This is a genomic window from Cellulosimicrobium sp. Marseille-Q4280 (assembly GCF_943181405.1).
Classification (GTDB): Bacteria; Actinomycetota; Actinomycetes; order Actinomycetales; family Cellulomonadaceae; genus Cellulosimicrobium.
In genome coordinates this window covers 248,155-267,050 of record NZ_CALPBY010000002.1, presented here as the reverse complement: position 1 = coordinate 267,050, position 18,896 = coordinate 248,155, and the positions used below count along the sequence as shown (strand labels likewise).

Annotated in this window: 19 protein-coding genes; 5 read left to right on the top strand and 14 right to left on the bottom strand. The window is 72.8% G+C overall.

Annotated features, from left to right (window positions below; translation table 11 throughout):
- Positions 1 to 16 precede the first annotated feature (16 nt).
- Positions 17 to 2,467, top strand: a complete 2,451-nt coding sequence (locus tag NFS20_RS05910; RefSeq protein WP_251150822.1) for a DNA gyrase/topoisomerase IV subunit A — start codon at positions 17 to 19, stop codon at positions 2,465 to 2,467.
- 7 nt (positions 2,468 to 2,474) lie between these two features.
- Positions 2,475 to 3,047: an endonuclease V gene (locus NFS20_RS05905; RefSeq protein WP_251150821.1), complete on the top strand. Its 573-nt coding sequence runs from the start codon at positions 2,475 to 2,477 to the stop codon at positions 3,045 to 3,047.
- Between the two features lie 18 nt (positions 3,048 to 3,065).
- Here NFS20_RS05905 and NFS20_RS05900 read toward each other — a convergent pair whose 3' ends face one another.
- The 12 genes from NFS20_RS05900 to NFS20_RS05845 form a co-directional block, all read right to left on the bottom strand.
- A complete protein-coding gene (locus NFS20_RS05900; RefSeq protein WP_251150820.1) occupies positions 3,066 to 3,314 on the bottom strand; it encodes a hypothetical protein in 249 nt (82 codons plus the stop codon).
- A 62-nt stretch (positions 3,315 to 3,376) separates the two neighbouring features.
- On the bottom strand, positions 3,377 to 4,078 hold the full coding sequence (locus NFS20_RS05895) for a lysoplasmalogenase family protein (RefSeq protein ID WP_251150819.1): 702 nt from the start codon (positions 4,076 to 4,078) through the stop codon (positions 3,377 to 3,379).
- A 69-nt stretch (positions 4,079 to 4,147) separates the two neighbouring features.
- Entirely contained in the window at positions 4,148 to 4,456 is a 309-nt protein-coding gene (locus NFS20_RS05890; RefSeq protein ID WP_251150818.1) for a hypothetical protein, read from the bottom strand.
- A gap of 304 nt (positions 4,457 to 4,760) precedes the next feature.
- Entirely contained in the window at positions 4,761 to 6,110 is a 1,350-nt protein-coding gene (locus NFS20_RS05885; protein WP_251150817.1) for a helix-turn-helix domain-containing protein, read from the bottom strand.
- Positions 6,111 to 6,327: 217 nt separating this feature from the next.
- Positions 6,328 to 6,681, bottom strand: a complete 354-nt coding sequence (locus NFS20_RS05880; RefSeq protein WP_251150816.1) for a metal-sulfur cluster assembly factor — start codon at positions 6,679 to 6,681, stop codon at positions 6,328 to 6,330.
- Positions 6,678 to 7,226 (bottom strand): Fe-S cluster assembly sulfur transfer protein SufU, encoded by a 549-nt coding sequence (gene sufU, locus NFS20_RS05875; protein ID WP_251150815.1) that lies wholly within the window; start codon positions 7,224 to 7,226, stop codon positions 6,678 to 6,680. The genes NFS20_RS05880 and sufU overlap by 4 nt, the downstream gene beginning before the upstream one ends.
- 11 nt (positions 7,227 to 7,237) lie before the next feature.
- Positions 7,238 to 8,557: a cysteine desulfurase gene (locus tag NFS20_RS05870; protein ID WP_251150814.1), complete on the bottom strand. Its 1,320-nt coding sequence runs from the start codon at positions 8,555 to 8,557 to the stop codon at positions 7,238 to 7,240.
- A 49-nt stretch (positions 8,558 to 8,606) separates the two neighbouring features.
- On the bottom strand, positions 8,607 to 9,389 hold the full coding sequence (sufC, locus tag NFS20_RS05865) for a Fe-S cluster assembly ATPase SufC (RefSeq protein ID WP_251150813.1): 783 nt from the start codon (positions 9,387 to 9,389) through the stop codon (positions 8,607 to 8,609).
- Positions 9,390 to 9,447: 58 nt separating this feature from the next.
- Entirely contained in the window at positions 9,448 to 9,792 is a 345-nt protein-coding gene (locus tag NFS20_RS05860; protein ID WP_251150812.1) for a non-heme iron oxygenase ferredoxin subunit, read from the bottom strand.
- Positions 9,789 to 11,033 carry a Fe-S cluster assembly protein SufD gene (sufD, locus tag NFS20_RS05855; RefSeq protein WP_251150811.1) on the bottom strand — a complete coding sequence of 415 codons (1,245 nt, stop codon included), beginning with the start codon at positions 11,031 to 11,033 and terminating at the stop codon, positions 9,789 to 9,791. The genes NFS20_RS05860 and sufD overlap by 4 nt, the downstream gene beginning before the upstream one ends.
- 1 nt (position 11,034) lies before the next feature.
- Positions 11,035 to 12,495, bottom strand: coding sequence for a Fe-S cluster assembly protein SufB (gene sufB, locus NFS20_RS05850; RefSeq protein ID WP_251150810.1), 1,461 nt, complete (start codon positions 12,493 to 12,495; stop codon positions 11,035 to 11,037).
- A gap of 118 nt (positions 12,496 to 12,613) precedes the next feature.
- Positions 12,614 to 13,366: a helix-turn-helix transcriptional regulator gene (locus NFS20_RS05845; RefSeq protein WP_251150809.1), complete on the bottom strand. Its 753-nt coding sequence runs from the start codon at positions 13,364 to 13,366 to the stop codon at positions 12,614 to 12,616.
- Between the two features lie 234 nt (positions 13,367 to 13,600).
- Here NFS20_RS05845 and NFS20_RS05840 point away from each other — a divergent pair, with 234 nt between their 5' ends.
- The 3 genes from NFS20_RS05840 (at position 13,601) to NFS20_RS05830 (ending at position 16,466) form a co-directional block, all read left to right on the top strand.
- A complete protein-coding gene (locus NFS20_RS05840; protein WP_251150808.1) occupies positions 13,601 to 14,566 on the top strand; it encodes an ABC transporter ATP-binding protein in 966 nt (321 codons plus the stop codon).
- Entirely contained in the window at positions 14,563 to 15,393 is an 831-nt protein-coding gene (locus NFS20_RS05835) for an ABC transporter permease (protein WP_502800785.1), read from the top strand. The genes NFS20_RS05840 and NFS20_RS05835 overlap by 4 nt, the downstream gene beginning before the upstream one ends.
- A 71-nt stretch (positions 15,394 to 15,464) precedes the next feature.
- Complete coding sequence (locus tag NFS20_RS05830) at positions 15,465 to 16,466, top strand: COX15/CtaA family protein (RefSeq protein ID WP_502800784.1); 1,002 nt, start codon at positions 15,465 to 15,467, stop codon at positions 16,464 to 16,466.
- Between the two features lie 18 nt (positions 16,467 to 16,484).
- Here NFS20_RS05830 and NFS20_RS05825 read toward each other — a convergent pair whose 3' ends face one another.
- Both NFS20_RS05825 and pyrG read right to left on the bottom strand, forming a co-directional pair.
- Positions 16,485 to 17,156 carry an NUDIX domain-containing protein gene (locus NFS20_RS05825; protein ID WP_251150807.1) on the bottom strand — a complete coding sequence of 224 codons (672 nt, stop codon included), beginning with the start codon at positions 17,154 to 17,156 and terminating at the stop codon, positions 16,485 to 16,487.
- Positions 17,157 to 18,830, bottom strand: coding sequence for a CTP synthase (pyrG, locus tag NFS20_RS05820; RefSeq protein WP_251151227.1), 1,674 nt, complete (start codon positions 18,828 to 18,830; stop codon positions 17,157 to 17,159).
- Between the last annotated feature and the right edge of the window lie 66 nt (positions 18,831 to 18,896).

Here is an 18,896-nt window from a genome sequence, read left to right as displayed (position 1 = left end):
AGGAGCCCGCACGACCATGGCGCGCAAGCCCTCGACCCCCTCGCTCGACCCGGCCGAGGTGAACGAGACGATCGTCGACGTCGACGTCGCCACGGAGATGGAGGGGTCGTTCCTCGAGTACGCCTACTCCGTCATCTACTCGCGCGCCCTGCCGGACGCACGTGACGGGCTCAAGCCCGTGCAGCGCCGCATCCTCTACATGATGGCCGACATGGGCCTGCGCCCCGACCGCTCGCACGTGAAGTCTGCGCGGGTCGTCGGCGAGGTCATGGGCAAGCTGCACCCGCACGGCGACAGCGCGATCTACGACGCGCTCGTGCGCCTCGCGCAGGACTTCTCCCTGCGCCTGCCGCTCGTCGACGGGCACGGCAACTTCGGTTCGCTGGACGACGGACCGGCCGCCTCCCGGTACACCGAGGCGCGTCTCGCCCCGTCGTCGCTCGCGATGACGACCGGCCTCGACGAGGACGTCGTCGACTTCGTGCCCAACTACGACAACAAGCTCACCCAGCCCGAGGTCCTCCCGGCCGCGATCCCGAACCTGCTCGTCAACGGGGCGTCGGGCATCGCGGTCGGCATGGCGACGAACATGGCGCCGCACAACCTCGTCGAGGTGATCGCCGCCGCGCGCCACCTCGTGCAGCACCCCGATGCCGACCTCGAGGCGATCATGCGGTTCGTGCCCGGGCCGGACCTGCCCTCGGGCGGCAAGATCGTCGGGCTCGACGGCGTGCGCGACGCGTACCGTACCGGACGCGGCTCGTTCCGCACGCGGGCCACCGCCCGGGTCGAGAACCTCACGCCGCGCCGCAAGGGCATCGTCTTCACCGAGCTGCCGTACGTCGTCGGCCCCGAGAAGGTCATCGAGAAGATCGCCGAGGGCGTCAAGGCGAAGAAGATCCAGGGCGTCACCGCGGCGACGGACCTCACCGACCGCGAGCACGGCCTGCGCATCGTCGTCGAGGTCAAGACGGGCTTCAACCCCGAGGCCGTGCTCGAGCAGCTCTACCGGTACACGCCGCTCGAGGACTCGTTCGGCATCAACAACGTCGCGCTCGTCGACGGCCAGCCGCGCACGCTCGGCCTGCGCGAGCTGCTCGTCGTCTGGGTGGACCACCGCATCGACGTCGTGCGCCGCCGGTCCGAGCACCGCCTGCGCAAGCGTTCGGAGCGCCTGCACCTCGTCGACGGCCTGCTGATCGCGATCGTCGACATCGACGAGGTCATCCAGGTCATCCGCTCCTCGGACGACGCGCGCGCCGCGCGCGAGCGCCTGCAGGCCGTCTTCGACCTGTCCGAGCCGCAGGCCGAGTACATCCTCGAGCTCCAGCTGCGCCGCCTGACGAAGTTCTCCCGCGTCGAGCTGGAGAAGGAGCAGGACGCGCTCCGCCAGGAGATCGCCGCGCTGCAGGAGATCCTCGGCGACGACACGAAGCTCCGCGCCGTCGTCTCCGCGGAGATGGCCGACGTCGCGAAGACCTACGGCACGCCGCGACGCACCATCCTGCTCGAGTCCGCGGGCGCCGCACCGACCACGACGGCGGCCGTGCCGCTCGAGGTGGCCGACACGCCCTGCTGGGCGCTCTTCTCGGCGACGGGCCTGCTGGCCCGGACGAGCGACGACACCGAGCCGGCACGGAGCGGCGCACGGGCCGCGCACGACGTCCTGCGCGGCCGCGTCCGCACGACGGCGCGCGGCGAGATCGGCCTCGTCACGAACCGTGGGCGCCTGGTCCGCGTCTCCGTCCTGGACCTGCCCGCGATCCCCCCGACGGACGGCGCCCCGAGCCTGTCGGGCGGCGTGCCGCTCAGCGAGGTCGTCGCGCTCGAGCCGGGCGAGGAGGCCGTGACCATCGCCTCGCTCGACGCCGACGCTCCCCCGCTCGCGCTCGGCACCGCGCAGGGCGTCGTCAAGCGCGTCCTGCCGGGAGACGTCCCCAGCAACCGCGACGCGTGGGAGGTGATCGGGCTCAAGGACGGCGACGCCGTCGTGGGCGCCGCACCCGCGACCGACGCGGACGAGCTCGTGCTCGTCAGCAGCGACGCGAGCCTCCTGCACTTCGACGCGAGCTCCGTCCGGCCGCAGGGCCGGTCGGCGGCAGGCATGGCGGGCATCCGGCTCGCGGACGGCCAGCGCGTCACATTCTTCGGTGTCGTCGCAGCCGACGTGCGGGACCTCGCCGTCGTGGTCACCGTCGCCGGGTCGTCGGGCGCGCTGCCCGGCACCCAGACGGGCGCCGCCAAGGTGACGCCGTACGAGCTGTACCCCGGCAAGGGGCGCGCGACGGGCGGAGTCCGGGCGCACCGCTTCCTCAAGGGCGAGGACGCGTTGATCCTCGCCTGGGTCGGGCAGGGACCGCCGCGCGCGACGGGTGCGGGGGGCCAGTCCGCCGAGCTGCCCGAGGCCGATCAGCGCCGCGACGGCTCGGGCACGCCGCTCTCCTCCCCGATCACGGCCGTCGGATAGAGACTCTGTGGCGACGGCTCCGGCCCGGCTCGGGGATCCTCTCGGCGGGCTGGGGCGCTCGGCGGCGGTAGACGTCCACTACCCTCACGAGGGCGGCGCGCACGCCGCGGTCGTGGTCGCCGCCGACCCGTCGTTCCTGTCCGTGATCGACACCCGGACGATCTCGGTGCCGACAGTCGAGCCCTACGTGCCGGGGCGCTTCTTCGAGAGAGAGCTCCCGCCGCTGATCGCGGTCCTCGCGGAGGTCGCCACCATCGACCTGCTGATCGTCGACGGTTACGTCACGCTCGACCCACAGGGAACCCCGGGGCTGGGTGCCCACGTCGCGCAGTCCGGCGTCGCACGGGCGATCGTCGGCGTCGCCAAGAAACGGTTCCGCCCGGCGACGCACGCCGTCAGCATCCTGCGCGGCACGAGCGGTCGTCCGCTGCACGTCACCGCGACAGGGATCGACCTGACGGCCGCGGCGAGGCTGGTCGTGGACCTGCCCGGCGACGGGCGGATCCCCAGCCCGCTACGACTCGTCGACCGGCTCGCGCGGTCCGGACCGGCCTCCGTCGCGGCCCAGGCGCCGCACTGAACCGACGGACCGAAGCCGTCAGTCCCCCTCGAACCGAAGCTCCGTGCCCGGAGCGTCTCGGCACCGCACGGCGAGGTCGAGGACCTGCACCAGAACCGCGACGTCGCCGCGTGCGGCGCGTCCGGCCAGAGTCCGGAGCTCGGAGACGAGCTGACCCATCTCCGTCCGGCTGAGGGTGACGTCACCGTACGGGTCGGTGCGGCCGAGCATCGGTAGCCCGCTCCTCGGAAGAGCTCGCGCCAACGTGTCGCCGTCGTCGAGGACCACGGCGAGCGTCTTCGTCGACCGTCGACGTGGGCTGGTCCCCGCCTGCACGACGCGGGCGAGAGTCACGTCGATGCCCACGCGACGCCGTCCTCGGCGCGGGTCAGGACGGTCCTGCGTTCACGACGCAGCACGCCCAGGACGAGGAGCAGCTGGCCTCCGACGTACGTGAGCATGACCCAGAAGCCGTGCTCAGGCAGGTCGTACCTGGGGGCGAACGCGTCCAGCGCGATGAGGGCGTCCGACACGAGGAAGACCGCACCGCCGACGGCGGCGAGGCGGTCGACACCCGTGGCGGTGACCGCCATCGCGACGAGGCACAGCCCGTAGACGACCACCGGGACGAGGAGCGCTCCCGCACCGGGCGCGCACGCCACGACGAGAGCGACGAGGGCGAGCACGTACGGCGCGAGAGCGGTCGGGCGTCGGAGGACGGAGCCCGCACGGTAGGGCCAGAACGCGAGCGTGTAGGTCACCTGGGCGCAGAGGAAGAAGCCCACCATGACGAGGAACGCGGCGTCGCCGTCGGCGAGGTCCGGCGCGGTGTCCCCGAGCCACGAGAAGCCCAGTGCGAGGAGCGTGAGGCGGACGAGGCGAGAGCGGCGTCGTACCGTACCGGCCGCGGACCGCGTGGCGAGCCACAGGCAGCCCGCGAGGACGGGCATGAGGAACCACTGCGACGTGTCGGCGAGCGTCGAGGCGCCGGTGAGCTGTGCCACGAGGTGGACGAGGGTGAGCAGGGCGAGCGCGCCCCACGCGGCGAGCATGGGCGTCGTGACTCCTTCTGTCGTGCGGCCGGCACCGTCACCGGCAGGAGCATCGTAGGCCGGGTGGGCTCACCACCGGGCGACGTCGCCGCGAGACTCCAGCACGACCGCCTCCATCGCCGCACGGCACCGGGTCATGAGCTCGACGACGTCGGCAGGGCCGGCGCCCCGGGGTCGCTCGGCCGGGAGGATCGTCAGCCGCAGCGGTGGCCGGGGGCGCCACCGGGACCGTCGGCCGTAGGTGAAGACCATCGGCACGACCGGCACGACCAGCCGGCAGGCGTACGCGAACGCTCCACGCCGTTCGAGCCGGTAGCGCACGACGTCGTCCGCGGAGGTCTCGGGGTCGACGTCACGCGAGCCGCGTCGCCGCAGCACGCGACGCGCACCTCGTGGCCACGCCCGCGCAGGGCGTTCGCGAAGCGCCGGGCCGAGATCGTCGTCCCGTTGGTGGGATCCTCGAACTGGTCGATGACGAGCAGGACGCGCACGCGCGACTCCCTTGCCAGCGCTCGGCGCACGGTCCCCGTCTGCTGACGGGATGTCGTCAGGCTAGAGGACCGCCGCCCACCGGGCCCGGACCCGCCGGGAGCGTGTCGTGTCGCCGTGGCCGGCTCCGCCGTCACGCCGTTCAGGCCGTTCAGGCCGTTCAGCCCGCGACCGTCGTGCGTGACGGTCTGGTTCAGGCGTTCGCGAGCTCCCGGTCGTCCTCCGCCACGGGCTTCTGGTCCTCGTAGCGGCGCACGATGCGGCTGACGGTCGACCGCGACGCCGAGACCTGCTGGGCGATCTCCCGCTGGTTCAGGCCCTGGCGGGCGAGCTCGACGATGCGGCGGTCGCGCTCGGCGGTCGGGTCCTCGCCCAGCGAGGCCTCGTCGGTCCCGGTCGCCGCGGCCTGCGCGCCCCCTCGGGGACGGTCGAGGTCGAAGACCTCGACGCGCCGGGTGTGACCCGTCACGGCTGCGGGCTCGACGGCCTGCGCCGCGCCGGTGGTGTCCGGGACGGGCTGGTCCCAGGGGAGCGGTCCGGTGCGCCCGAACACCTCCTTGACCCGCGCCGAGAGGTCGGGAAGCGCCTCGAAGGCGGTCTCGGGCGCGTAGGGCTGCTCGTCCGGATCGACGACCGGAGCCTCGGCCCGTGCCGCGCCGGCCCGGCGTCCCGGAGTCGGCACGACGGACTGCGGGGCCTCGATCGCGCGGACATCGGCGTCGCGCGCCGACTCCAGCGCGAGGCTCTCCGGGCCGCGCGCCTCGGCGGGCGCGGCGGTCCGGGCCGCGAGGTCCGCGGAGGTCTCGGCCGGCCCACGGGCGGTGCCACGCTTGACGGAGCTCGCCCCGATGAGGTCGAGCCGGTTGGCGTGGCGCTCTGCGGCCTCCAGGCGGTCGACCCAGATCTGCATGCGGCGCTCGAAGTCCTCGACCGTCAGCAGCTTGAGGGCACCGTCCCGAGCGGCGCGCTGACGCTGGTGGGCGGCACGGACCTTGCGCAGGTCAGCCGCCGAGCCGGAGCTGTCGACGCGTGCGTCGCGCCACTGCTCCAGGGCGGTGACGTACCCGTGGACGCGCGTCTCGCGGCGACGCTCGTCGAGGGTGTGGCCCGTGACCATGTGCCGCTCCCCCACGAGGGCGAGGTGCCACATGAGCGCGGCGACCAGCGGCGGCACGAACCGGAACACCACCATGTACGGGGTGCTGTCGGTCGGGACGGCGATCTCGTGGAGCGCCGCGAACACGCCGGACGTGCCCGAGAGCACCCAGGTGAGCGTGAGGAGGATGCCGTACGGGCGGCCCTCGAGCGCCGCGTTGCGCGCCATGAGCGCCACGGCGACGAGGCTGACCTCGAGGAAGCCCGCCAGGCCGTACGCCTCGAGCGGCGACATGTGCGCGACCTCGAGACCGAACAGGACCATGCCGCTGTAGGCCAGGGCGGTGGCGATCGTCGCCGCGACGACCACCGCGACCATCGGGAGGTGCCTGCCGCGGTAGCGCGCCTGCCGCGATCCGCCCGAGCCGGTCTGGTCCTGCTGTGTCACGTGATCCTCCGAAAAGTGGTGTGGGCGCACATATCCCAACACTCAGGACAGTCCACGTCAACGCACCAGAAGGATCCGCAACCAGATCGTGAACAGCGACGACACGGGCGGCGACGCCGGGTGAGCCCGGTCGGTCATGGCCTCCCTCGTCGCTGTCGCGACAGCACGACGCCGCGCCCCCGTACGGGGGCGCGGCGTCGGTGGTGCGAGGCAGTCGTCAGACGTTGAACCCCAGCGCGCGGAGCTGGTCCTTGCCGTCGTCGGTGATCTTCTCCGGGCCCCACGGCGGCATCCAGACCCAGTTGACGCGGAAGCCGTCGACGAGGCCGTCGAGCGCCTGCGCGGACTGGTCCTCGATGACGTCGGTCAGCGGGCAGGCCGCGGACGTGAGCGTCATGTCGATGACCGCGTGGTTGTTCTGGTCGATCTGGATGCCGTAGATGAGGCCGAGGTCGACGACGTTGATGCCGAGCTCGGGGTCGATGACGTCGCGCAGCGCCTCCTCGACGTCCGCGACGTTCGGCGGGCTCGGTGCGACACCCTCCACGGGTGCGCCGGTCTCGGTGCTCATCGGTTCTCCTCCGTTGTTGCCCCGGCAGCGTGCGCCGCGCGGTTCTGGTCTGTGGCGACCCGGTCCAGTGCGCCCGAGGTCACGAGCGAGTCCCGCAGCGCCGCCCAGCCGAGCAGGGCGCACTTGATGCGGGCAGGGTACTGCGAGACGCCCGTGAACGCCGTGGCGTCCTCCAGCTCGTCCTCCGCGGCCTCGTCGAGGCCCTTGCCGCGCGAGCCCATGAGCTCGCGGAACACCTCGCCGAGGTGCTCGGCCTCGGTCACGGGACGGCCGGTCACGAGGTCGGTGAGCACCGACAGGGACGCCTGGGAGATGCTGCACCCCTGTCCCTCCCAGCTCACGCGCCGGACCACGGGTCCCGCGGCGTCGCCGTCGGCCAGGCCGCCGAGCTCCACGCGCAGCGTCACCTCGTCGCCGCACGTCGGGTTGACCTGGTGCGACTGGCCGCTCGGGGCGCCGTCGGTCACCTCGACGAGACCTCGCCCGTGCGGGGTCCTCGCGTGGTCGAGGATGACCTGCTGGTACATCTGCTCCATCGAGCTCATCCGGAGTCCTCTCAGTCCACCGAGAAGAACGCGCGGACCCCCGCCAACGCTTCCCGGAACGCGTCGACGTCCTCGCGCGTCGTGTACACCGACGCGGACGCGCGAGCCGTCGCCGCGACGCCGAACCGCCGGTGCAGGGGCTGGGCGCAGTGGTGGCCCACGCGCACGGCGATGCCCGCGTCGTCGAGCACCTGCCCGACGTCGTGCGCGTGCACGCCGTCCACGACGAACGACACGACGGCGAGACGGTCGACAGGCTCGCGCGGACCCACGACCCGCACGCCCGGGATCTCCCCGACGCGCAGGAGCTCGGCCGCGAGGTCGTGCTCGTGCGCGGCGACGCCCTCCATGCCGAGCTCGTGCAGGTACCGCGCCGCGGCACCGAACCCGACGATCTGCGCCACGGCCTGCGTGCCCGCCTCGAACCGCTGGGGCGGCGCCATGTACGACGACTCGGTCATCGTGACGACCTCGATCATCGACCCGCCGGTCGTGACGGGCGGCAGCGCCTCGAGCAGCTCGCGCCGTCCGTAGAGCGCGCCGACGCCCGTCGGGCCGAGCATCTTGTGCGCGGAGAAGACCGCGAAGTCGACGCCGAGCGCCGGCAGGTCGACGGGCAGGTGCGGCACCGACTGGCACGCGTCGAGCACCGTGAGGGCGCCGACCTCGCGCGCCCGCGCGACGATCGGCGCCACCGGCGTGATCGCACCCGTCACGTTCGACACGTGCGTGAACGCGACGACGCGCGTGCGCTCGGTGATCACCGTGGCCGCGTCCTCGACGCGCACACGCCCGTCGTCGTCGACCTCGAACCACCGCAGCACGGCGCCCGTGCGTGCCGCGAGCTCCTGCCACGGCACGATGTTGGCGTGGTGCTCCGCCTCGGTGACGACGATCTCGTCGCCCGGTGCGAGCGCGAAGCGGCGGGCCGCGGATCCCCCACGGCCGAGCGTCGCGTTCGACAGGCCGTACGCGACGAGGTTGATCGCGGCCGTCGCGCCGGACGTCCAGACGATCTCGCCCGGTCGCGCGCCCACGAACGCCGCGACGTCGGCCCGGGCGTCCTCGAACGCCTCGGTCGCCTCCTCGGCGAGCTGGTGCGCGCCGCGGTGCACCGCGGCGTTGCGCTCCTCGTAGAAGTCGACCTCGGTGTCGAGGACGACCTGCGGCTTCTGCGACGTCGCCGCGGAGTCGAGGTAGACGAGCGGACGACCACCGCGCACGGTGCGCTCGAGCAGCGGGAAGTCCGCCCGCACGGCGGCGAGCTCGCCCGCCGTCAGGCGCGACGGGCTGCCGTCGAGCCGGCCGGCGGTGTGCGCGGTGGTCGTCATGGTCGTCTCCTCACAGGTGCTGCGGCGCCGTGCGGTCGGGACCGCTCGGTCAGGCCGACGCGGCCGAGGCGGACTCGACCGAGCCGCCGAGGTAGCGGTCGTAGCCCTCCTCCTCGAGGCGGTCCGCGAGCTCCGAGCCACCCTGCTCCGCGACCTTGCCGTCGACGAAGACGTGGACGAAGTCCGGCTTGATGTAGCGCAGGATGCGCGTGTAGTGCGTGATGAGCAGGAAGCCTGCGTCGGTGTTGCCGTGGACGCGGTTGACGCCCTCGGAGACGATGCGCAGCGCGTCGACGTCGAGGCCGGAGTCGGTCTCGTCGAGGACGGCGAACTTCGGGCTGAGGAGCTCCATCTGGAGGATCTCGTGACGCTTCTTCTCACCACCCGAGAAGCCCTCGTTGACCGAGCGCTCCGCGAACGACGCGTCCATCCGCAGGCGCTCCATGGCGCCCTTGACGTCCTTGGTCCAGTGGCGCAGCGCGGGGGCCTCGCCGTCGATCGCGGTCTTCGCGGTGCGCAGGAAGTTCGAGACGCTCACGCCCGGCACCTCGACGGGGTACTGCATCGCGAGGAACACGCCGGCGCGGGCGCGCTCGTCGACGCTCATCGCGAGGACGTCCTCGCCGTCGAGCGTCACGGAGCCGCTCGTCACCTGGTACTTGGGGTGACCGGCGATGGAGTAGGCGAGCGTGGACTTGCCCGAGCCGTTCGGTCCCATGATGGCGTGGATCTCGCCGCTGTTGATGGTCAGGTCGACGCCGCGCAGGATCGGCTTCGGCCCTTCCTTGGTCTCGACGCTGACGTGCAGGTCGCGGATCTCGAGAGTGGACATTCGTGGTTCTCCCAGAAGTGTGGTGATGACGTTCGGGTGCGGCCGCTCGGGCCGGGTGTCAGGGGGTGCCGACGGTGGAGTCGACGTCGACGAGCACGCGCTCGCCGTCGACCGTCACCGGGTAGACGGGCACGGGCCGCATCGCGGGGAGCGCCGTGGGCTGACCGGTCCGCAGGTCGAACTGCGAGCCGTGCAGCCAGCACTCGACGAAGCAGCCCTCCACCTCGCCGTCCGACAGGGACACGGCCCCGTGCGAGCAGATGTCCGAGATGGCGTGCCACCCGCCGTCGCCGTCGCGCACGACGGCGACCTCGACGGTGGCACCCGCGGCGGACGCGAGCTCGACGCGCAGCGCCTCCTCCGGTCCGAGGTCCGCGGTGGTGCAGGCGAGCTGTGCGGTCACGCCACGCCCTCGGCCGTCCCGTCGATGACGGACATCGACTTGCTCAGCTCGCGCTCGATCGCGTCCAGCAGGCGCTGCTCGACCGACTCGACGCCGATCTCGTGGATGAGCTCGGCGAAGAAGCCGCGCACGACGAGACGGCGCGCCTCGATCTCGGGGATGCCCCGGGCCTGCAGGTAGAAGAGCTGCTCGTCGTCGAACCGGCCGGTCGCCGACGCGTGACCCGCGCCCTCGATCTCGCCCGTCTCGATCTCGAGGTTCGGCACGGAGTCCGCGCGCGCCCCGTCGGAGAGGACGAGGTTGCGGTTGAGCTCGTACGTGTCGGTGCCCTCGGCCGCGGCCTGGATGAGCACGTCGCCCACCCACACCGTGTGCGCACCCTCGCCCTGCAGCGCGCCCTTGTACGTCACGCGGGACTTGCAGCGCGGGACGGCGTGGTCCACGAACAGGCGGTGCTCCTGGTGCTGGTCCGCGTCCGCGAAGTACAGGCCGACCATCTCGACCTCACCGCCCTCGGCGGTGAACTCCGCGTCGGGCGTGATGCGCACGACGTCGCCGCCGAGCGTCACGACCACGTGCTTGAGGCGCGCGTCCCGACCGATGCGGGCACGGTGCGACGAGGCGTGCACCGCGCCGTCGGCCCAGTCCTGGACCGAGACCACGGTGAGGTGGGCGCCGTCCTCGACGACGATCTCGACCGTCTCGTTGAGCGTCGCGGCACCGATGTGGTCGAGCACGACGACGGCCTCGGAGTGCCGCTCGGCGCGCACGAGGACATGGCTCGCGGTCGGCGTGGCGCCGTGGCCCTCGACGCGCACCGAGGTGACGTCCGACGCGACGGCCTCCTTCGGCACGGTGATGACCGTCGCCTGCTCGAAGGAGTTCCACGCCGTGACGGCGGTCCGGTCGCCCGGCTTGCCGGCCGTGCCGAGCCGCTCGTCGCCGCGACCGACGATCGAGACCTGCACCTCGGGCGCCTCGACGACCGTGACACGGACGTCGCCGCCGCCGGACTGCCCGACGAGCTTGTCGTCGAACAGCGGCGCGAGCCGCGCGACGGGCGAGAAGCGCCACTCCTCCTCGCGCCCGGAGGGCACGGGGATGTCGGCGAGGTCGAACGACGTGAGGCGCTCGGCGCGCGAGCCCTGCGGGACGACGCCGTGGGAGTGCGCCCCGTCGGCCTGCGCGCGCGAGTGGTCGGTGGTCAGTCCGGCCTCTTCGGGAATGGTGGTGGTGGTCATATCAGCCGACGGACCCTTCCATCTGCAGCTCGATGAGGCGGTTGAGCTCGAGCGCGTACTCCATGGGCAGCTCGCGCGCGATGGGCTCGACGAACCCGCGCACGATCATGGCCATCGCCTCGGTCTCCTCCATGCCCCGGGACATGAGGTAGAACAGCTGGTCCTCGCTCACCCGCGAGACCGTCGCCTCGTGCCCCATGGACACGTCGTCCTCGCGGACGTCGACGTACGGGTAGGTGTCGGACCGGGAGATCTGGTCGACGAGGAGCGCGTCGCACAGCACGGTCGAGGCCGAGTGCGAGGCGCCCTCGAGCACCTGGACCAGGCCGCGGTAGGACGTGCGGCCACCGCCGCGCGCGACCGACTTCGAGACGATCGACGACGACGTGTGCGGCGCGGCGTGCACCATCTTCGCGCCCGCGTCCTGGTGCTGGCCCTCGCCCGCGAACGCGATGGAGAGCGTCTCGCCGCGCGCGTGCTCGCCGAGCAGGTAGATCGCCGGGTACTTCATGGTGACCTTCGAGCCGATGTTGCCGTCGACCCACTCCATCGTCGCGCCCTCGGCCGCGGTCGCCCGCTTGGTCACGAGGTTGTAGACGTTGTTCGACCAGTTCTGGATGGTCGTGTAGCGCACGCGCGCGTTCTTCTTGACGATGATCTCGACGACCGCGGAGTGCAGCGAGTCGCTCGAGTAGATCGGCGCGGTGCAGCCCTCGACGTAGTGCACGTACGAGCCCTCGTCCGCGATGATCAGCGTCCGCTCGAACTGGCCCATGTTCTCCGTGTTGATGCGGAAGTAGGCCTGGAGCGGGATCTCGACGTGCACGCCCGGCGGCACGTAGACGAACGACCCGCCCGACCACACGGCCGAGTTGAGCGCCGCGAACTTGTTGTCACCGGACGGGATGACCGTGCCGAAGTACTCCTGGAAGAGCTCCGGGTACTCGCGCAGGCCCGTGTCCGTGTCGACGAAGATGACGCCCTGCGCCTCGAGGTCCTCGCGGATCTGGTGGTAGACGACCTCGGACTCGTACTGCGCCGCGACGCCCGCGACGAGGCGCTGCTTCTCCGCTTCCGGGATGCCGAGCCGGTCGTACGTGGCCTTGATGTCCTCGGGCAGGTCGTCCCAGCTCGTGGCCTGCTTCTCCGTGGAGCGCACGAAGTACTTGATCTTGTCGAAGTGGATGCCCGTGAGGTCGGAGCCCCAGCTCGGCATCGGCTTCTTGTCGAACAGGCGCAGCGCCTTGAGGCGGCCCTTGAGCATCCACTCCGGCTCGTTCTTCAGCGCGGAGATGTTGCGCACGACCTCCTCGGAGAGCCCGCGCTGCGCGGACATCCCGGCGGCGTCGCTGTCGTGCCAGCCGTACTCGTAGGAGCCGATCGAGGCGATGATCTCGTCGTCGGTCTGCTTCTCACCGGTCGGCAGAGCCGTGCCGGCGGCGTCCTGGGTGGGAGCGCTCATGGTGTTCCTTCCACTGTCCGTCGATGCGGAGGGGGCAGTCGGTTCGGGGCGGCCGGGATACCCGGCGTCGTGCGGTCGTGCGGGTGGTCAGGTGGTGACGGGTCGTCGTGCGGTGCTGTCAGCCCGTGCCCGACGGCGGTCTCCCGCGCGTCCGGACGTCACCGGCGCCCGGGAGCCGGGCGGCCGGGTGGAGCGGGATGTTCGTCGTGCACGCGTGCCCGCCCCCGGCGAGGGTCGCGAGACGCTGCACGTGCGAGCCGAGGAGCTGGGCGAAGACCTGGGCCTCGGCCTCGCACAGCTGCGGGAACTCCTCCGCGACGTGCTGCACGGGGCAGTGCCCCTGGCACAGCTGCACGGCCGAGGTCCCGGGGACGGGACGCACGCTGGCCGCGTAGCCGTCGTCCGCGAGCGCCGCGGCGAGCTGCGCGGCCCGGCCCTCGACGTCGTCGGCGTCCAGGCGTCCGGCGTAGCGCTCGCCGAGCTCGGCGAGCCGCTCGTGCGCGAACCGCTCGACGGCGTCGGGACCGGCCACGTCGCGGAGGAAGCGCAGGGCGTCGGTGGCGAGGTCGGCGTACGTGCCCGAGAGCTCGCCCTGTCCGGCGGACGTCGCCACGTACCGCCGCGCGGGGCGACCGCGCATCCCGGTGGCGTGACCGGCGTCGTGCACGGCGACGAGGTCGTCCACCTCGAGGAGGGCGAGGTGGCGGCGGACCGCGGCCGGGGTGAGGCCGAGGGTCGCCGCGAGGTCGGCGGCGCTCACGGGGCCCGCGCTCGCGACGAGCTCGAGCACGCGCTCGCGCGTGCGTCCGTCCGCGTCCGCGGGGTGCACCACGGGGCGCAGCATGCCGGGCGGGGTTGCTCCTGCTGCCATGCTCACCTCCTGCGGTGCGTCCTCTGCGGGTCGTCGGTGGATCAGGGACCGGGTCGCTCGCGCGCACGACGCGCCCCCGATATAGACAACATGGTTGTTCCCTAATTGCCGGAGCGCAAGCAAGGCCACCCTCAGACCCGCGTCCTGCGGGCACGGATGTGGCGTACGCGACAGCCGTGCCGTCCGGGCCCGCGGGGCGGCTCGGTGACGCGCGAGACCCCTAGAATCGGCCGGGTGCCCGCCCCTGCCGTGCTCGTGCACGACCTCGTGAAGCGCTACGACGGTCGTGCCGTCGTCGACGGCGTGTCGCTCACCGCGGAGCGCGGCGCGATCACCGCGGTGCTCGGACCGAACGGCGCGGGGAAGACGACGACCGTCGAGTGCTGCGAGGGCCTCCGCGCGCCCGACGCCGGCAGCGTCCGGGTGCTGGGGCTGGACCCGGTCTCCGAGGCGCGCGACCTGCGCCCCCGGGTCGGTGTGATGCTGCAGGACGGCGGCCTGCCGACCGGGGTCCGCGCGCTCGAGATGCTGCGCCACGTCGCGTCGATGTACGCGAGGCCGCGCGACGTCGGCGAGCTCACCGAGCGCCTCGGGCTGGAGAGCTTCGCGCGCACGACCGTGCGACGCCTCTCGGGCGGCCAGCGGCAGCGCCTCGCGCTCGCCGCCGCCGTGGTCGGGCGGCCCGACGTCGTGTTCCTCGACGAGCCCAGCGCGGGCATGGACCCCCAGAGCCGGCACGCGGTGTGGGAGCTCGTGCGCGAGCTGCGGGCCGACGGCGTCGCCATCGTCCTCACGACGCACCTCATGGACGAGGCGGAGGACCTGGCGGACCAGGTCTACGTCGTCGACCACGGCAGGGTCATCGCCGCGGGTGCCACGCGTTCGCTCCTCGAGGCCGGGGCGGACGGCGAGGCCGACCGGACGGTGCGCTTCGAGGCGGAACCCGGGCTCGACCTCGCAGGCCTGGACGCCGCGCTCGCGGACCCCACGGCGCTGTCCGACGACCTGACGCGGGCCGCATGGCTCGTCGCCGAGCCGCAGCCCGGCTCGTACACCCTCACCGGGCCCGCCGACCCCGCGACGCTCGTGGTGCTCACCACGTGGCTCGCCGCTCGCGGCGTCCTGGCCTCGCGCGTCACGGTGGGCCGTCGCACGCTCGAGGACGTGTTCCTCGACCTCACGGGACGGCACCTGCGATGACCACGCCCGAGAACTCGTCGACGACCACGAGCCGGTCGACGGCCGCGCCCGTGGCCGCAGGCCCCGCAGCGACCGTCTCCGCGCTCGCCGCACCCGCGTGGCGACGCGTCGTGGCACAGACCGCGTTCGAGACGCGCATGATCCTGCGCAACGGCGAGCAGCTGCTCGTGACGGTCGTCCTGCCGGTGATGCTCCTGCTGGGGCTCGTCCTCACGTCGTTCGTCGACCTCGACACGGGTGGCGCGTCGCGCGTCGACTTCGTGACGCCCGGCGTCCTCGCGCTCGCCGTCATGTCGACGGCCTTCACGTCCCAGGCCATCGCGACGGCGTTCGACCGCCGCAACGGTGTGCTGCGCCTCATGTCGACCACTCCCCTGGGCCGCGGCGGGCTGCTCGCGGGCAAGGTGCTGGGCGTCCTCGCCGTCGAGGTCGTCCAGGTGATCGTGATCTCCGGCGTCGCGCTGGCCCTCGGTTGGCAGCCCGTCCTCGCGGGAGTCCCGGCGGCGGTGCTCGCCGTCCTGCTCGGCACCGCGGCCTTCACGTCGCTCGCGATGCTCCTCGCCGGGACCTTGCGCGCGGAGGGCGTGCTCGCCGTCGCGAACCTCGTCCTCGTGCTCCTCACCGTCGGCGGCGGCGTGCTCGTGCCCGCGGAGCAGCTCCCCGGGCCGCTCGCCCACGTCGCCCTGCTCCTCCCCTCCGGCGCGCTCGGCGAGGCGATGCGGGGCGCGCTGCTCGACGGCTCGGTGCCGCCGTTCTCCGTGGTCGTCCTGCTCGGGTGGACCGCGGCGCTCGGCTGGGGCGCAGGCAAGCTGTTCCGCTGGACCTGAGCGCCCGCGCGGACGCATCTCACACCCGCAGGATTCCGGGCGTGACCGCGTGCCCGGATACCGTGGGACGCGTGAGCACAACGCCTCCCGCGCGCGACACGGCCATCGGCATCGGCACCGACACCACGGCCGGCGGTGCGGAGCACCCCGACCGCCTCGCCCGCTGGCGACGCTGGACGAAGCCCGTGCTCGTCGCGAACCTCGTGGCGCAGATCGGCATCATCGTCACGGGCGGCGCGGTCCGGCTCACGGGCTCCGGGCTCGGCTGCTCGACCTGGCCCCAGTGCGAGCCCGGTCAGTTCACCGCCCAGTTCCACCCGGAGACGACGTACCACCAGTTCGTCGAGTTCGGGAACCGCACGCTCACCGGCGTGCTCAGCGTCATCGCGATCGCGGCCCTCGTGCTGGTCTGGACGGACCGCTCACGCGTCCTGTCGTACCGCGTGCTCGGAGCCGTCCCGCTGCTCGGCGTCGCCGCGCAGGCGGTCATCGGCGGCGTCATCGTGCTGCTCCACCTGCACCCGGGGTGGGTCTCGCTCCACTTCGTCGTCTCGGCGGCGCTCGTGGCCGTCTCGCTCCTGCTCCTGCACCGCTCCGGCGAGGGCGACGGGCCGCCCGTGCCGACCGTCGACGTGCCCACGCGCACCCTCGCGTGGGTGCTCGGCGGGCTCACCGCCGTCGTCGTGGTGCTCGGCGTGATCACGACGGGCGCCGGCCCTCACAGCGGCGACTCCGAGGTCGGCTACCGCCTCGCCGTCGACCCGGCGCTCATGAGCAAGCTCCACGCGTGGTCCGTGTGGGCCTTCGTGGCCGTCCTCGTCGTCTACCTGGTCCGGGTCCGGTCGGCGTCCGAGACCGTCCGCCGGGCGGCGTGGCTCCTGCTCGCCATCACGCTCGCCCAGGGCGCGATCGGCTACGTCCAGTACTTCACGGGGCTCCCCGCGCTGCTGGTCGGGCTGCACATGCTGGGGTCCGCGCTGCTCGTGGCGGGCACGACGCGCGTGGTCCTCACGACACGGACGCGTGGCGCGCTCGAGGTTCCCACGACGGCGACGGTCGCCCCGGGCGCCTGAGCGTCCGGGGCGACCGGCTCAGCCGCCGCGGCGCTCCGGCCAGGGCGCGTCGGCCGGGCGCAGCGACGACCAGCCGCCTGCCCGCGACGCGGCCGCCGCCAGGATGCCGACGACGGCCGACGGGTTGTGCAGCTCACCCGCGAGGACCCCGCGGAGCGCCTCGTCGAGCGGGACCCAGCGCAGCTCCATGTCGAGCTCCTCGGCCTCGCGCGCGAACCGCTCGGCCTCGGGGACCGGCGACAGGTCGCGCGCGAGGAACACGCGCAGCGCCTCGTTGGAGCCGCCCGGCGTCGTGAAGTAGTCGACGAGCACGTCCCAGCGACCCGCCCGGAGGTCCGCCTCCTCGGCGAGCTCACGAGCGCCGGCGAGCTGGGCGTCCTCCCCGTCGACGTCGAGCAGGCCCGCGGGCACCTCCCACAGCTCACGCCGGACCGGGTGCCGGTACTGGCGCAGCAGGAGGACGCGCTCGTCGTCGTCCAGGACGACGACCGCGACCGCCCCCGGGTGGTCGAGGTACTCGCGCGTCACGGGTCCGTCATCGAGCTCGACCACGTCGGAGCGCAGGTCGAAGACGCGTCCCTCGTGCACGAGGGACGTCTCCACGACCGGTCGCGGCGCGAGCGCGTCCGCCACCGGCTCGTCCGGGCGCGCACCGGCCGGCGACGTCGCGTCGCCCAGGTCGGCGGCCACTCAGTCCGCCTGGTTCTCGAGCGCGGCCGCGACGAGCCCGGCGAACAACGGGTGCGCGCGGGTCGGGCGCGACTTGAACTCGGGGTGGGCCTGCGTGCTCACGTAGTACGGGTGCACGTCCGCGGGCAGCTCGACGAACTCGACGAGCGAGGAGTCCGGCGACGCGCCCGAGACGACGAGCCCGGCCTCCTCGAGACGGCCGCGGTACGCGTTGTTCACCTCGTAGCGGTGGCGGTGGCGCTCGGAGACGCGCTCCGCGCCGTACGTCTTCGCGACGACCGATCCCGGCACGAGCGCCGCCTCGTACGAGCCGAGGCGCATCGTGCCGCCCAGGTCGCCGTCGCCCCCGACGATCGCGAGCTGCTCCTCCATCGTCGCGATGACCGGGTCCGACGTCTCCGGGTGGAACTCCGTCGAGGACGCGTCCGCGATACCGAGCACGTTGCGCGCGTACTCGATGACCATCGACTGGAGACCGAGGCAGATCCCGAGCGTCGGGACCTTGTTCTCGCGCGCCCACCGCAAGGCGCCGAGCTTGCCCTCGATGCCGCGCACGCCGAAACCGCCCGGCACGAGCACCGCGTCGACGCCGTGCAGCGCGTCGTCGGCGCCGGCCGGCGTCTGGCACTCGTCGGAGGCGACCCAGCGGATGGTGACCTTCGCGTCGTTGGCGAAGCCGCCGGCGCGCAGCGCCTCCGTGACGGACAGGTAGGCGTCCGGCAGGTCGATGTACTTCCCGACGAGCGCGACCTCGACCCGGTGGGCGGGCTCGTGCACGCGCTCGAGGAGCTGGCTCCAGCCGTCCCACTCGACGTCGTGGAACGGCAGGCCGAGGCGCCGAACGACGTAGGCGTCCAGGCCCTCCGAGTGCAGCACGCGCGGGATGTCGTAGATGCTCGGTGCGTCCACGGCGTTGACGACGGCCTCGTTGTCGACGTCGCACATGAGCGCGATCTTGCGCTTCACCGGGTCGGGAACGACGCGGTCGGCCCGCAGCACGATCGCGTCGGGCTGGATGCCGATCGAGCGCAGCGCCGCCACGGAGTGCTGCGTCGGCTTCGTCTTGAGCTCGCCCGAGGGCCCGATGTACGGCACGAGCGAGACGTGCAGGAAGAACACGTCGTCGCGGCCGAGCTCGTGGCGCACCTGGCGCGCGGCCTCGAGGAACGGCTGGGACTCGATGTCGCCGACCGTGCCGCCGACCTCGGTGATGATGACGTCGACGTCCTCGCCCGCCTGGGCGCGCATGCGCGACTTGATCTCGTCGGTGATGTGCGGGATCACCTGGACCGTGTCGCCGAGGTACTCGCCGCGCCGTTCGCGGGCGATGACCTGGGAGTACACCTGACCGGTCGTGACGTTCGCGGACGCCTCGAGGTCGACGTCGAGGAAGCGCTCGTAGTGCCCGATGTCCAGGTCCGTCTCGGCGCCGTCCTCGGTGACGAAGACCTCGCCGTGCTGGAACGGGTTCATCGTCCCGGGATCGACGTTGAGGTACGGATCCAGCTTCTGCATGGTGACCCGCAGTCCGCGCGAGCGGAGCAGACGACCGAGGCTCGAGGCGGTCAGGCCCTTGCCGAGCGAGGAGGCGACGCCGCCGGTGACGAAGACGTGCGCGGTGCGGTGCTCGGATCGAGCGCCCGAGGCGTTGAGGCGGGAGGAGGGCCGGTTCAGGTGATCTGCCACGGAACTCCATCCTAACAGCGGCCCGGGCGACGGCACGCGGACCCGGCGCCCGCA

Excerpts from the sequence above, each read along its gene's own strand:
- NFS20_RS05845 (WP_251150809.1), bottom strand. The coding sequence starts at position 13,366 with ATGGCAGCAGGAGCAACCCCGCCCGGCATGCTGCGCCCCGTGGTGCAC.
- NFS20_RS05895 (WP_251150819.1), bottom strand. The coding sequence starts at position 4,078 with ATGCTCGCCGCGTGGGGCGCGCTCGCCCTGCTCACCCTCGTCCACCTC.
- sufB (WP_251150810.1), bottom strand. The coding sequence starts at position 12,495 with ATGAGCGCTCCCACCCAGGACGCCGCCGGCACGGCTCTGCCGACCGGT.
- NFS20_RS05910 (WP_251150822.1), top strand. The coding sequence starts at position 17 with ATGGCGCGCAAGCCCTCGACCCCCTCGCTCGACCCGGCCGAGGTGAAC.
- NFS20_RS05880 (WP_251150816.1), bottom strand. The coding sequence starts at position 6,681 with ATGAGCACCGAGACCGGCGCACCCGTGGAGGGTGTCGCACCGAGCCCG.
- sufU (WP_251150815.1), bottom strand. The coding sequence starts at position 7,226 with ATGAGCTCGATGGAGCAGATGTACCAGCAGGTCATCCTCGACCACGCG.
- sufD (WP_251150811.1), bottom strand. The coding sequence starts at position 11,033 with ATGACCACCACCACCATTCCCGAAGAGGCCGGACTGACCACCGACCAC.
- NFS20_RS05835 (WP_502800785.1), top strand. The coding sequence starts at position 14,563 with ATGACCACGCCCGAGAACTCGTCGACGACCACGAGCCGGTCGACGGCC.
- sufC (WP_251150813.1), bottom strand. The coding sequence starts at position 9,389 with ATGTCCACTCTCGAGATCCGCGACCTGCACGTCAGCGTCGAGACCAAG.
- NFS20_RS05870 (WP_251150814.1), bottom strand. The coding sequence starts at position 8,557 with ATGACGACCACCGCGCACACCGCCGGCCGGCTCGACGGCAGCCCGTCG.